Raw genomic sequence first — 14,290 nt, forward strand, 5'->3', positions numbered from 1 at the left:
CTTTAACATGGCGACCCTTAACCAAGTACGCCACGATCATGCCAACATGGCCCGGTTGCTACACGTACTCTTGCTCAGACACGAGTCATTGAAGCAGGGCGATCGCCCGGATTTTCATCTGATACGCGAGGTTGTGGACTACATTCTCGATTATATGAACAGCTTTGTTACACCCCTTGAGCGCCTTTACAGCGAACATCTGGTGGCCAGGAAGTTCCAGGAAGGGGATGTGGGCCAGAAACTGGCCGATGATTACAAGGCGCTGCGGGACCGGCTGAACCTGCTTTCCGAGAATATCGATATGATTCTGCTGGATGCCGTAGTACCCATGGATCGCTTTGCCGATGACCTCAAAGCCTATCTTGATGCCCACCGCGAATACCTGCGCGCTGAGCGTGAGCTGCTGTTCCCGTTCTTCCGTGAACAACTGACCGAAGAAGAACAAAAGAGCCTGCTCAAGATGCTGCCCGACGGCGCACAAGCGAACCTGGCGCGCCTCAAAGAAGATTATCCCGAGTTGTATAAGGAATTTAAGGAAGCGCCTTCTCCGTTTTCCTGAGCACCCCCGGTGTCAAAGTGGCACGCCCTGGCGCTCATGGTTTCGGTATGAGTATGCCGGGCGTCCGGGCAGGGCCTCTGTACGGTAGCAGAAGGGCTTTTATCAACTGCGGTTGTGTTCGTCTGTGGACAGGTGATTACGGATCAACTCAGCCAGCTGCTTGGCTGGTTCTGAGGGCCTGCCAGGCGGTCGGTGCAGGGCGATATCGACGGACTGCAAGGGCGGCATACCGTTGCGTTCATCCAGTACCCGCAGTTGCGGGGTGAGCATGTTCCGGGTCACAACCACTACGGCGAGCCCGGCTGCCACTACCGGCATGAGGCCGGTCATGGATTGGCTGGAATAGGCCATTCGCCAGTCCCGGCCAGCACTGGCCAGTGCCTGCTCGGCGGCGTCCCGGAAAACGTCTGCGCCGGGGGAGTAGAGTGCCAGCGGGATAGGGTCAAGCAACGAGGGCTGGGCCGTGGCACCCACGGCCCACATCAGGGGCTCGCGCCGGATCACTTCGCCGCCTGGGGATCTGGCCTGCCGCGTGACTACGGCCAGATCCATGCTGCCTGCCTGAACCTGTTTTACCAGCTCGACGCTTGATCTGCAGGTAACCTGCAGTTGCACCGCCGGGAACTGCCGGTTGAAGTGCGACAGTACCGAGGTGAGAAGAAAGGCGTAGTCTTCCGGAATGCCGAGGTTCAATTCTCCGGCTATCTGTTGCTGCTGCACGTCATCAAGGGCTTCGTTGTTCAGTTCCAGCATTTTGCGGGCGTAACCCACCAGCTTTTGCCCCTCAGGTGTAAACCGGATGCGCCGCCCGTCCCGTTCATGCAGGGGAACGCCCACCGCATTTTCCAGCCGATGCAACTGCATGCTCACAGTGGACTGGGTATACGCCAGTCTTTCTGCCGCTGCTGTTACTGTGCCTGTGTCCGCAATGGTCACCAGGGTCAGCAACATGTTCAGGTCCAGTATACGGTTTCTCAATACATCAATTCCTGTGATGTTATCTATCAAAAAGCATTGTTTTTGTGATGGGTTTTAATTGTATAGCATGTCATTGTCGAATCAAATCCACCAACCCAAGAGGAGTCACGACGGTGCATGCGATCATAAATCCCTCCCGACCGCTTTACATCAGTATCATTGCCGCCCTTTTTGCCGTTGTGCTCTGGGCCGGCGCACCTTTGCTGGTGGATCTGGCCGGTTCTGTGCCGCCTTTTCATCTCACCGCCATTGCTTTGCTCAGTGGTGCCGTAGCGGCACTGCCTACAAGCATGCGTGCCCGGCGCAGGGAGCACAGCCATAAGGAAATTCCCCTGAAGTGGAAACTGGTTATCTATGGCCTGCTTCCGGTGTTGATTCTCGGGGCGGTTGGCAGTTATCTGGCAGGCGTTGGCATGGCACCAACGGCAGAGGCTGCGCTTATTACCTATACCTGGCCGGTCATGTTCATTGTGCTGAGCCAGTGGCTTTTTCATCGCCGGATTCCGCTTCCTGTATTATGCGGTGCGTTGATCGCGTTCTCGGGGGCGGCGGTTTTACTGTCTCCGGAAGCGGGTAGTGCAGCTTTCTCGGATTATCTGGCAGGTTATGCTCTGGCATTACTGGCTGCCTGCTGCTGGGCCCTGTATTCATGGGTTTGCCAGGCTACGCCCGTTGCGGTTGCGCCGGTTATGCCCAGGCTTTTCCTGCTGGCGGCTGCAGGTGCAGCGGTAGCGGATATTCTTGCCGGTAACGGTTTCGGTTTGCCATCGGGTCTGGCCCTGGCTACCGGCGTAGCTCTGGGCGTGGGCCCATACGGGCTGGCCATGGTGGCCTGGGATGTGGCGCTCCGTAGTGGCCCTGCCGCGCTGGTTGGCAGCATGGCCTATGCGGTTCCTGTGCTGGCTGCGGCATTTCTGGTGATTGCCGGTGTTGCCGCGCCGGATTGGCGGTTGCCTCTCGCAGCCTTGCTTGTGGTTGCCGGATCGGTTGTGGCGTCCATAAAGCGCAGTGATGAGCGCCTGAAATGTTGACGTAAAAGTAATAAACTGTGGGCTGTTGGATCTATTGCAGCAACCCGGTGACCTATTAACAGACCACTTCCAAAGAACCCCCTGAGATGGCCGGCAGATGAAGCAGGCCAGAACTTCGGGGCTGTGTGTGTATCCCTCACACTCTGTTTTGTTGTTTACTCGATGCTGCTGGTGACCGTTCCTGTTTACGGTCTGGCGCTCGGGGCTTCACCTCTTATGCTGGGGGTTGTTCTCAGTTCCCAGTACCTGCTTCCGTTTCTGTTGGCAATTCCCATGGGTGGTGTAGTTGCGCGTCACGGTGGCCGGTTTACCCTGGTGGCTGGGGCGGCTCTTATGGCTGCGGGCCTGCTGCTTATCCAGTTTCTGCCTGGCTACTACGGGCTGATCAGCGGTCAGTTATTGATCGGGTTGGCGCACCTGCAGATGGTGCTGTCGGCACAAACCATTATCTCCTCGCTGGGAACCGGCCCCAGGCTTGAGAGTTACTTTGGCTGGTATTCCACCTGGTTGTCCGGAGGCCAGGTGGCGGGGCCTTTGCTGGCGGGCACCTGGATTCACTGGGCCAATGGTGTTGATAACCTGTTCCTGGTTATGGCCGGCATCATTCTGGTCGCCGGGGTTGTGGGCCTCGGGTTGACCGGCGAGGCAGCCCGGGGAATGATCGTCTCCCGCAAACGATCCGGGTTTCGGGCTCAGGCCTCATTGGTGCGCACGAATATCGGGGTTCAGGTCTCCATTGCGATTACCGTAGCCGGTATGTTTGCGCTCGGGGTTTATGGCAGCTATCTGCCGGTGTACCTGGATAGCCTGGAAATGACCGCGGTGATGATTGGTGTTCTGGTAAGTCTCAGATCCAGCACGTCTATGGTGATACGTCCGTTTATCCCCCGGATTATCACTCTCGTCGGCGGGCGTGAAAAAGCCACCCTTCTGGCGGTGTGCACCATGGCTGTGGGTCTTGGCTGCCTTGGTTTTGCGGCCAATGTACCGGCAATTGCTCTCTTGTCTGTGCTGGTGGGGCTGGGCGGCGGCCTCACGCAGCCCCTGTCCATGGTGGTTCTGGCCGAAAGTGTCGGGCGGGATCAGAGGTCCGGCGCCCTGGGCATGCGTTTGATGGCCAACCGGGCGGTGCACTTTTTTGCTCCCCTGTTGTTTGGTGTGATGCTTGATCTGGGTGGTTTCGGGCTTTCGTTCGCACTCTCCGGTGTGTTGGTGGCGCTGATAGTGGTTTTGCTGGTGCGCCTCACATCGGCAGGGTCTGGGTATTCTTGATCTCCCGCAGGACGAAGTTGGAATTTACCTGCGCAATACCCTGCAAGGTAAAAATCTTTTCGTTTAAAAAACGGTCGTAGCTCTCCATATCCGGCACGATTACCCGCAGCACGAAATCGGAATTGCCGGTAACCGCAAAACACTGGAGTACTTCCGGGTAGCTGCTCACCTGCTGCTCGATATCCGCTGTGCTGTCTATGGTGTGCCGCTGCAGGGACAGGTTAACCAGCACGCACAGCCCCTGGCCTACACGCTCCGGTGCAAGGCGTGCGCTGTAGCCGATAATAACGCCGGATTCTTCAAGTGCTCTCACCCGGCGCCAGCACGCGGCTGGCGACAAGCCCACCTGTTCTGCCAGTTGCTGGTTACTGATTCTGCCATCCTGTTGCAATATGGCGAGGATGCGTTGGTCCAGTTTGTCGAGTTCGACGTGTTTCATTTGGTAACACCTGATTTTTATCAAAGGATCTTCGATGTAATTGTCGTTTATCAAAGGACCTTTCGCAATCCAAGGCAACTACGACCCAATAAGCAAGCACCTTTTGTGAGAATCCTTTTAGAATTTTGGTTATAAAACCGACAAAAGGAGGGCGTCATGTCCACTGATATCTCTCAGACCGGCAAGGTGCAGCTGGACGACTACAAGCTTGAGGATCGTTACCTGCGTGATTCTGGCCGGGTTTTTCTCACAGGCTCCCAGGCACTGGTTCGCATCCCCCTGATGCAGGCGGCACTGGATCGCAAGCTGGGGCTTAAAACCGCCGGTATGATCAGTGGTTATCGCGGCTCCCCCCTCGGCGGTTACGACCTGGAGTTGTGGCGGAGCAAAACACTGCTGGATGAAAACAACATCGATTTTATCCCCGCAATCAATGAAGACCTCGCAGCAACTATCATGCTCGGTACCCAGCAGGTTGAGACCGATGAAGACCGGCAGGTGGATGGTGTATTCGGCATCTGGTACGGCAAAGGGCCAGGTGTTGACCGTGCAGGCGATGCCCTGAAGCACGGCACCACCTATGGCAGCTCCCCCCACGGTGGTGTGCTGGTGGTTGCCGGTGACGACCACGGCTGCGTGTCGTCGTCCATGCCGCACCAGTCGGATGTGGCATTCATGAGTTTTTTCATGCCCACCATTAACCCGGCTAACATTGCCGAGTATCTGGAATACGGGCTTTGGGGTATCGCGTTATCCCGCTACAGCGGCTGTTGGGTCGGGTTCAAGGCGGTCTCGGAAACCGTGGAAAGTGCAGCCTCGGTGGAGTTGCCGCCGCTGCCAGAGTTTGTAACGCCCGATGATTTCACACCGCCGGAAACCGGCCTTCACTATCGCTGGCCGGACCTGCCGGGCCCTCAGCTGGAAACCCGCATCGAGCACAAGCTGGCCGCCGTGCAGGCGTTTGCCCGGGCCAACCCGATTGATCACTGTCTCTATGATAACGACCAGGCGCGTTTTGGCATTGTCACCACCGGTAAAGGGCACCTGGATTTACTGGAAGCGCTGGATTTGCTGGGTATTGATGAAGGCCGTGCCCGGGAATTGGGGCTGGATATCTACAAGGTGGGCCTGGTGTGGCCCATTGAGCGCCGTGGCGTTCTTAATTTTGTTCACAGTAAACAGGAAGTGCTGGTTATTGAGGAAAAACGGGGCATTATCGAGAGCCAGATCAAGGAGGCCATGTCCGAACCGGATCGCCCCGGTGAGGTTCTGGTTACCGGCAAGCAGGACGAGGTGGGCGAGCCTCTGATTCCCTACGTGGGTGAGCTGAGCCCCAAACTGGTAGCCGGATTCCTGGCTGCCCGCCTGGGGCGCTTTTTTGGCGAAGATTTCAGCGAGCAGCTGGCGGCTATCAACCGCATGAGCAACGCTGAAGATCCGGGTGGCGTAAAGCGCCTGCCGTATTTCTGTTCCGGTTGCCCCCACAACACCTCCACGCATGTGCCCGAAGGCAGTAAGGCACTCGCCGGTATCGGCTGCCACTTCATGGCTTCCTGGATGGGGCGCAACACGGAATCGCTGATCCAGATGGGTGGCGAAGGCGTGAACTGGGTTGGCAAGAGCCGTTATATCGGCAATCCCCACGTATTCCAGAACCTGGGGGAGGGTACCTGGTTCCATTCCGGTTCCATGGCTATTCGCCAGGCCGTCGCGGCGGGCATCAATATTACCTACAAGATTCTGTTCAACGATGCGGTAGCCATGACCGGCGGCCAGCCGGTGGACGGCCAGATCACGGTGCCGATGATCGCGCAGCAGGTGGCTGCCGAAGGTGTGCGCCGGGTTGTCGTACTCAGTGACGAGCCGGAGAAGTACGACGGTCACCGGAAGCAGTTCCCGGAAGGGGTAACCTTCCACGATCGTACCGAGCTGGACAGAGTGCAGCGGGAACTGCGTGACATTCCGGGCTGTACAGTGCTCATCTACGACCAGACCTGTGCGGCCGAGAAACGTCGCCGGCGCAAGCGTAATCAGTATCCGGACCCGGCAAAACGGGCGTTTATCAACCATCACGTTTGTGAAGGCTGTGGTGACTGTTCCGTGCAATCCAACTGTCTTTCCGTGGTGCCCCGGCAGACTGAGCTGGGTCGCAAACGCAGGATTGACCAGTCCTCCTGTAACAAGGATTTCTCCTGTGTGAATGGCTTCTGCCCAAGCTTTGTAACCATCGAGGGTGGGCAGCTGCGCAAATCCCGCGGTATGGATACCGGCTCTTTGCTGACAGCCAGGCTTGCGGATATCCCCGAGCCGGTTCTGCCGGAACTGGCCGGTTCCTACGATGTGCTGGTAGGCGGTGTTGGCGGCACAGGCGTTGTAACCGTGGGCCAGCTTATTACCATGGCTGCGCATCTTGAGGCTAAAGGTACGTCGGTACTGGATTTCACCGGCTTCGCCCAGAAGGGTGGCACCGTGCTCAGCTACGTTCGTATGGCGCCGCAGCCGGATAAACTGCACCAGGTCCGTATCAGTAGCGGCCAGGCCGACGCCGTGATCGCCTGTGATCTGGTGGTGGCTTCGTCCCAGAAGGCGTTGACTGTTCTCCGGCCTGACCATACCCGTGTGGTTGCCAACGAAGCCGAGCTTCCGACCGGCGATTACGTTCTGTTCCGTGACGCAGACATGCAGGCTGAAAAACGCCTGAACCTGATCCGTGACGCCGTGGGCGAGAATAACTTTGCCCGGCTGGATGCCAATGGTATTGCCGAGAAGCTGATGGGCGACACGGTATTTTCCAACGTGATGATGCTGGGCTTTGCCTGGCAGCGAGGGCTTTTGCCGTTATCACAGGAGGCCCTGCTCAAAGCCATTGAATTAAATGGTGTTGCGGTTGAACGCAACAAGGAGGCCTTTGGCTGGGGGCGTGTGGCAGCGGTTGATGTGAAGGTTCTGAATGATCTTCTGGATACCGGTGAAGAAAAATCCGCGGAAGTGAAAGCCGAGCCAGGCCTGGATGAGCTGATTGCCAGTCGTCACCGGCATCTTGTGAATTACCAGAACCGTCGCTGGGCGGACAAGTACACCGCGCAGGTGGAACAGGTGCGCCAGGCCGAACAACGGCTGGGGGAAAATAACCACCTGCTGACCCGCGCGGTTGCCCAGCAGCTTTACCGGTTTATGGCGTACAAGGACGAGTACGAAGTGGCGCGCCTGTTTGCCGAAACGGATTTCATGAAGGAGGTGAATAACACCTTTGAGGGCGACTTCAGGGTTCACTTCCACCTTGCGCCGCCCCTTATGAACCGCGGCACCGATGCTCAGGGCAGGCCCAAAAAGCGCCAGTTCGGCCCCTGGATGTTCCGTGTGTTCAAACTGTTGGCGAAGTTCCGGGTGCTGCGTGGAACAGCAATAGATCCTTTCAGCTACTCCCGCGATCGCAAGATGGACCGGGCCCAGCTGAAAGACTACCAGAAGCTGGTGGGGCGTATTGTCAACGAGCTGAATGCCAGCAATTACGATACCTTCCTGCAGCTGGCGGAACTGGCGGGCGAGATCCGGGGCTACGGGCCGGTACGCGAACAGGCCGCTGAAGCCATTCGCGAAAAGCAGACACAGCTGACCAAAGCCCTGGATACCGGCCGGCCCACACTGATCCGGACTGCACAGGCCGATAACAAGGAGGCAGATCATGTTTGAGGGGCTCAGGCAGTTACCCCAGGACCCGATTCTGCAACTCATGCAGATGTATCGGGACGATAACCGCCCCGGTAAAGTTGACCTGGGCATTGGTGTTTACAAGGATGATGCGGGCAATACACCCATTATGGCCTCGGTTCATGAGGCCGAACGGCGGCTTCTTGAGGGTGAAACCACCAAAAGCTATGTAGGCCCTGCCGGGTCTGCGGGTTTCAATGAGGTCATGGCGCGGCTGGTCCTGGGTGATGACAGCAGCCTGATTCGTGATGGCCGGGCCTCGGTTATCCAGACACCGGGTGGTTGCGGTGCCCTGCGCATGGCAGCGGAGTTTTTCCGTCTGTGCCAGCCGGATACCACGGTTTGGGTAAGCACACCCACCTGGGCAAATCATCTGCCGTTATTGGGTGGTGCAGGTCTGCGCATTCGTGAGTATGCCTACCTTGATCGTGAGACATTAACGGTTGATTTCCCGGCCATGCTCGAGTCCCTCGAGTCTGCCAAGGCGGGCGATGTTGTGCTGCTCCATGGTTGTTGCCACAACCCTTCCGGCGCCGATCTGAGTGCTGACCAATGGCAGGCGGTTACGCAATTGATCCAGCGTAAAGGCCTGCTGCCTTTTGTGGATATGGCCTATCAGGGGTTGGGTCAGGGGCTGGATCAGGATGCCGCCGGCTTGCGCTATCTGGCAGGCCAGGTACCGGAAATGGTGGTTGCTGCGTCCTGTTCCAAGAACTTTGGCCTCTACCGGGAGCGAACGGGCGCGCTGATGCTGATCTCGGCAACCCCTGCCATCAATACAGCTGCAACCAGCCAGCTGCTGAGTGTGGTGCGTTCTCACTACTCCATGCCCCCGGCCCACGGTGCCGCCATTGTCGAAACCATTCTCGGTGATGACCAGTTGCGTGCAGGATGGCAAAGCGAGCTTGGCGGCATGTGTGAACGCATTCTGGGCCTGCGCCATGCTTTTGCAGGCGCCCTGGCTCCCGCAGGCGATTTTGGCTTTATTGCCCGGCAAAGAGGCATGTTCTCGTTTCTGGGAATAACACCGGAGCAGGTTCGCCAGCTGCGGGAAGAGCATGGCATCTACATGCTGGAAAGCAGCCGGGTGAACGTCGCAGGCCTGAATGACCGGGTATTGCCCGGCGTTGCCAGCGCGATACGCAGCGTTATGTAGCGACCCGTTTCCCTGTAAAAAGCATTCAATCAGAGCCTCTTCCATAGAGGCTTTCCATTATGACGATCCGACAAAAACAACTATTCGGAGAACACGATGAGTGAGATGGTTTATCCCCACCAGCAGGCCAGTAATCTCTGGACCTCGAGAATGGCGTTTATTCTGGCGGCAGCCGGTTCTGCCGTCGGGCTCGGTAATATCTGGAAATTTCCCTATATCACCGGCGAAAACGGCGGTGGTGCGTTTGTACTGGTTTATCTTGCCTGCATATTCCTGATAGGGGTGCCGGTTCTGATCGCAGAAATCATGATTGGCCGCCGGGGTGGGCAGAGCCCTGTGGCAAGCATGCGCACGCTAACCCAAACCGAAGGCACCGCAAGGGGCTGGCGTATTATCGGCTGGAACGGTGTTGTGGCTTCGTTTCTGGTGCTCTCTTTTTATGCCGTTATCGGTGGCTGGGCGCTGGTGTACATCGGCAAGGCCGCCGTAGGTATGTTTGCAGGTGCAGACGCAGAAGCCATTGGCGGGCAATTCAATAACCTGTTGGCAAATCCCTGGGAATTGCTGCTCTGGCACACCGCCTTCATGGCCATTGTTGTGTTCATTGTGGGCAAGGGTATCCGGTCCGGCCTGGAAAAAGCCGTTAACATGCTGATGCCACTGTTATTCCTGCTGCTTATCGTGATGGTGTTCTACGCCATGAACAGTGGCAGCTTTGGCCGTGCGGTCAGTTTCATGTTTTCGCCAGACTTCAGCCGCCTGACCACAGAAGGAGTTTTAACCGCCCTTGGGCACGCTGCCTTTACCCTCAGTATCGGCATAGGTGTTCTGATGGCTTATGGTTCCTACCTGCCCAAAAACATCAACATTGCCCGAACGGCCATGACCATTGCAGTGCTGGATACCAGTGTGGCGTTGCTTGCCGGGCTGGCCATATTTCCACTGGTGTTTGCCAACGGGCTCGAAACCGGTGCCGGGCCGGGGTTGATCTTTGTTACCCTGCCATTGGCGTTTGGCCAAATGGGAGGGGGCGTTCTGTTCGGGGCTATATTTTTTGCCTTGCTGCTGGTTGCCGCCATCACCTCTGCCATTTCCATGCTGGAGCCGGTTGTGGAGTGGCTTGAAGAGCACAAGGGCGCAAATCGAGTCAAAAGCGCCGTTGCCGGCGGCTTTGCAGCCTGGTTTATTGGCATAGGTACGGTGCTGTCGTTCAACCGGTGGAGTGATATACACCCACTGGGTTTTATCAGCATGTTTGAAGACAAGACCGTGTTCGATTTGCTCGATTTTCTTGTATCCAACCTGATGATGCCCCTGGGTGGTTTGGCAATCGCCCTGTTCGCAGGCTGGGCCATCCGCCGTGAGGGACTTGCGGAAGATATCGGTTTGCAAGGCGGTGCCTACAAGGCATTCATGTTTGTGCTCAGGTTCGTGACGCCGGCAGGTATCGCGATCGTGTTCCTTTATAATCTGGTGTAAACTGCCCGGTTTTATTCTTTGAAAGAACAGGCTCCCACGGTGCTGGTTACCGGGGAGCCTGGTTTGTATCCCACGAAATAAACGCCCACCAGAAGCCCTCACCGCCACGCTGAGCCCGTTCCGGGTCTGCCTGGTACCAGTCCGACAAGCGCTCTTTTTCTGTGGCGGTCAAGGGGCCCAGAGCAGAGTCGGCTTTTATCAGGAATTCATCAATATTTGCCGTTCCTGCAAGGCGCCCCCTGGCTTCGATGTAGTCGAGGCGGGGGTAGCGCCCCATCTGGTACAGTATGTTCATAATGAAGATATAATCCGGTCTTGGCAGAACGTCTCTGCCCATGGCCCGGACCATGCCGGGGTCTATAAAACTGCCTCCCACCAGATTGGTAAGGCAGACTCGTTTGCGAGCCGTACGGTCGAGCTTTTGCAGGGCGTCGGCCATGTCCATTACGGCCGTTGAGCGGGAGGCGACCACCAGGTCGCACTGGGGAATATCATCCCAATTATCCTCCCACGCACGCTGGATGGTGCGGGTATTGCTCAAGCCTCGCGCAAGAGCATTGTCCTGAAAAGCCTGCAGCATTCCGGCGCTGTAATCCACGCCCGTAACGTCTTTCATCCGGGGTGCCAGTGCCAGCGCGATGGTCCCCGTGCCGCAGCCCATGTCCAGCAGAGTCTCGCAACCGCTCAGGTCGGTGCGATCAATAAATGCCTGGCTGTAGGGGCTTTGGACTGGCGTTATTGGCATTTTGGCTGCCTTCGCATCCCATGCGCTGGCGGGCTTCTCTCTGCCGCCGGCCTGTGCCATCTGGTCGCGGTACAGCTGCCCGAAATCTATATCGTTGATGGTCATGAATTATGCGCTTTCCTCGCTGATGGGTGCCGATACTGTAACTGTTTCAGTTATATCAACCAATGTACGGTAGGATTCACTTAAAACCGGTAACGGGTCAGGAGATAGCCGGCAATGCGCATTGCGTGGAAACCAATTGGGTGGGGACTGTTTACGGTATTGGTGCTCGCCATACTGTCTGGCATTCTGGTTGCCCGACATCTCTGGAGCCAGGCGCTGCAAAAGAATGGAATAGAGACGCTGGAGTGGCAGGGGCTGGGAATATCATTCAGTGGTGTGTCTTTACGTGAACTAAGACTCACCCAGTCCCTGCCTACGCGAGAAATTGCGTTGCAGGGCAGGGAGCTGGATCTGGAATGGCGAAGCCCTGAGTGGGGAGAGGGATGGCTGCCGAAGCTGACGGCGCTGACGGCCGGATATCTGGAGCTGGACTGGTACACAAAACCGGGAGAACAGCCTGCAGGAGAGTCGCAACAAGCGCAGCTGTCGCCCCGTGAAAATCCCGCCTGGCTGCCTGCCGAAATAAGCATTCAGCAGTTCAAGGTAACCTTGCCGTGTGAGGCAGGGCGCTGCCCTCTGGCAGGAAACTTGTCAGTTTCCAGGTCGGAATCTGACTTGATGCCAATCACGGCCAATGTGCAGCTTGATCATGACGGCCATCATATTGCTTTACTGGCGACCCTTGATGGAGCCTGGGACAGCAGCCTGGATTTCTCTGCAGAACTGGCGATTGATGGCACCCGCTACCTGCATGCCAAGTCGGGTTTCCGCAAACACAATGCGGATGGCCTGGTGTCGTGGCACGGCTCGGTGAAGATGCCCGATTTGCCCCGGGCAGACTGGTTGCTGGCCTGGCTGCAAACCTGGCAGGAAATTCCCCTGGAGCAGTTGCCGGATCAGCCGGAGGCGGGGTCCATGGAAGCCAGCTGGGATTTGCAGGGCCCGGGCAACGAGAACTTTCTGGCGCAGGCAACGGGGAGCGCAAAGGCCCAGGCACAAGTGCCCCAGCCCTGGCCGGCGCCCGGGTTGGGATCGATCAGTGGCAATGTAGAGCTTGCTCTGGAGGCAAATCAGGGTCAGTGGCAACCCGAAACCCTGCTGGCTGATCTGGAGCTGAGCAATCCGGCAATGTGGATCAGAAAGGTTCCGGAGCTGATGCGGCCAGACTCGCTCACGCTGTCCGTGCGCCCGGCTCCGGCATTGGCGTCTGCTCCCGCGAGGACACCGGCAGTTCAAACAGGCCCTGCAGGAACCTTTTTGCCATTGAATGTGGAACTGGGCAGTCGTGGCGGCGCAAATGTTTCCTTACGCTCGCATCTTGCGGTGACCACCAAAGCGCCATGGATGGTGCAGCTGGGAGAAACCCGGTTGAGCGCAGCCTTGCCAGAACTGGAAGCGGCGGGCTGGCAACTGACCCGGCCCCGGCTCCAACTTGCGTTGTCGGGATGGATGAACACCACCACTGCGGCACTGACATTTGCCGAGCCCACGTTGCTTGAGGTTGACCGCCTGGAGTCGCGTGCCGGAGCGACGGCAGCGGCGGATGAAACGCGACTCAAAGGCCTGCGCGCAGATCTCGGCAAAACGACCCTGGACGCAACCTACAGGGTGGGGCAGGGCGAACTCGATACGCTAAGCCTTGAAGGACCGGTTAGCGTGAACGCAAAACAGGTCAGGCACCCGCAGCTGTTGCCGCAACCCTGGCAGTTCAGTGGCAGGGTGAACAGCGGCCTGGCTCACACCGATGTTACTGGTGTGCTCAGGGCCAGCACCGGAACAACAGTGAACCTGGATCTTGAGTTTCCATACGGCGGGCTGTTAACGCTTGAGGGCAAGACGCGGGTGAGTGGCGAGCGGGAAGCCGAGGCGCTGGCTCGTGTTTTCTCGGCCTGGCCGGCCCTGCTCACGGTATCGGGCGGTACGGTCAGCGCCAATGCCACTTTTAAACAGCCGTCAAACGGAGCGATGTTGCTGGATGGCAAACTGGTGTTTGCCGACTGGAGTGGCACCTACGATCGCACCGCCTGGAGCAGGGTGAACGGCTCCGCTGAATTCCGGCTGGAAGACGATCGCATCAGAGTATCCACGCCGGAACTGACGGTGGAGGAAGTGAACCCCGGGCTGCCGATCGGGCCAGTGCTCCTGGCCGGAACCTACGAAGCGCCTCTGGCGCAACTGACCGCCGGGAAGCTGACGCTGGAGCAGGCCAGCTCCGATGCCCTGGGAGGCGAGATACGCATCCACCCAGCCAGCTGGGATCTGGCCCAGGCGCCAGTGAGGATTCCGATTGAGCTCAAACAGCTGAGCCTTGCGCACCTTTTGCAGTTATACCCGACAGAGGGGCTTGCGGGCACGGGTATTCTCAGTGGCACCGTGCCTGTGCTGTTCGACCCGGCGACCGGGATAAGAGTGGAGCGCGGGCGCATTGACGCCCTTGAGCCCGGTGGGCGATTGCAGCTGACCGCCGAACGGCTGAAGGCACTCGCTACCCGGAACGAATCCATGAAGCTGGTGGCACAGGCGCTTGAGGACTTCCGCTATTCGGTTCTGGATAGTGGTATTGACTATGATGAGAACGGCACTCTGGTACTGACGCTTCATTTGAAAGGCACCAGCCCGAACGTTGGCAAAGGCCAGCCGGTGGTGTTGAACATCAATCTGGAGGAGGACATTCCGGCGTTGCTCAGGAGCCTGCAATTGAGCGGCAAAGTGAGTGATGCCGTGACAGAGAGAGTAAAAAATCTGTTCAAGAGGCGCGAACAGAACCCTGACGATGAGTCAGATGACCTGTTAGAGTGACGGGTAACAAAGGAGT

At 57.8% G+C, this 14,290-nt stretch carries 10 protein-coding genes; 7 read left to right on the forward strand and 3 right to left on the reverse strand.

Annotation, left to right across the window (positions count from 1 at the left end):
- Positions 1 to 7: 7 nt before the first annotated feature.
- A complete protein-coding gene (locus CDH48_RS05975) occupies positions 8 to 559 on the forward strand; it encodes a hemerythrin domain-containing protein (protein ID WP_100687826.1) in 552 nt (183 codons plus the stop codon).
- Positions 560 to 661: 102 nt separating this feature from the next.
- Here the strand turns inward: CDH48_RS05975 and CDH48_RS05980 are convergent, their stop codons facing one another.
- Entirely contained in the window at positions 662 to 1,537 is an 876-nt protein-coding gene (locus tag CDH48_RS05980; protein WP_100687827.1) for a LysR substrate-binding domain-containing protein, read from the reverse strand.
- Positions 1,538 to 1,650: 113 nt separating this feature from the next.
- On the opposite strand from CDH48_RS05980, the gene CDH48_RS05985 reads away from it, so the two are divergent.
- Together CDH48_RS05985 and CDH48_RS05990 are read left to right on the forward strand one after the other, a co-directional pair.
- A complete protein-coding gene (locus tag CDH48_RS05985; protein WP_227520964.1) occupies positions 1,651 to 2,568 on the forward strand; it encodes a DMT family transporter in 918 nt (305 codons plus the stop codon).
- A 123-nt stretch (positions 2,569 to 2,691) separates the two neighbouring features.
- Complete coding sequence (locus CDH48_RS05990; protein WP_227520965.1) at positions 2,692 to 3,840, forward strand: MFS transporter; 1,149 nt, start codon at positions 2,692 to 2,694, stop codon at positions 3,838 to 3,840.
- Here CDH48_RS05990 and CDH48_RS05995 read toward each other — a convergent pair.
- On the reverse strand, positions 3,812 to 4,279 hold the full coding sequence (locus CDH48_RS05995) for an Lrp/AsnC family transcriptional regulator (RefSeq protein WP_100687829.1): 468 nt from the start codon (positions 4,277 to 4,279) through the stop codon (positions 3,812 to 3,814). The genes CDH48_RS05990 and CDH48_RS05995 overlap by 29 nt on opposite strands.
- Before the next feature lie 156 nt (positions 4,280 to 4,435).
- On the opposite strand from CDH48_RS05995, the gene CDH48_RS06000 reads away from it, so the two are divergent.
- The 3 genes from CDH48_RS06000 (at position 4,436) to CDH48_RS06010 (ending at position 10,625) form a co-directional block, all read left to right on the forward strand.
- Positions 4,436 to 7,972, forward strand: coding sequence for an indolepyruvate ferredoxin oxidoreductase family protein (locus CDH48_RS06000; RefSeq protein WP_100687830.1), 3,537 nt, complete (start codon positions 4,436 to 4,438; stop codon positions 7,970 to 7,972).
- Positions 7,965 to 9,146, forward strand: a complete 1,182-nt coding sequence (locus CDH48_RS06005) for an amino acid aminotransferase (RefSeq protein WP_100687831.1) — start codon at positions 7,965 to 7,967, stop codon at positions 9,144 to 9,146. Before CDH48_RS06000 ends, CDH48_RS06005 begins: the two co-directional genes overlap by 8 nt.
- Positions 9,147 to 9,242: 96 nt before the next feature.
- A complete protein-coding gene (locus CDH48_RS06010; protein ID WP_100687832.1) occupies positions 9,243 to 10,625 on the forward strand; it encodes a sodium-dependent transporter in 1,383 nt (460 codons plus the stop codon).
- Between the two features lie 46 nt (positions 10,626 to 10,671).
- On the opposite strand, the gene CDH48_RS06015 is transcribed toward CDH48_RS06010, so the two are convergent.
- The gene (locus CDH48_RS06015; protein ID WP_100687833.1) at positions 10,672 to 11,475 is read right to left on the reverse strand and encodes a methyltransferase domain-containing protein; all 804 of its coding nucleotides are present in this window, start codon (positions 11,473 to 11,475) and stop codon (positions 10,672 to 10,674) included.
- 114 nt (positions 11,476 to 11,589) lie between these two features.
- Between CDH48_RS06015 and CDH48_RS06020 the strand changes: the two genes are divergently transcribed.
- On the forward strand, positions 11,590 to 14,274 hold the full coding sequence (locus CDH48_RS06020) for an intermembrane phospholipid transport protein YdbH family protein (RefSeq protein ID WP_100687834.1): 2,685 nt from the start codon (positions 11,590 to 11,592) through the stop codon (positions 14,272 to 14,274).
- Positions 14,275 to 14,290: the final 16 nt, after the last annotated feature.

This window comes from Marinobacter aromaticivorans, from assembly GCF_002806975.1.
In the GTDB taxonomy this organism is placed as follows: domain Bacteria; phylum Pseudomonadota; class Gammaproteobacteria; order Pseudomonadales; family Oleiphilaceae; genus Marinobacter; species Marinobacter aromaticivorans.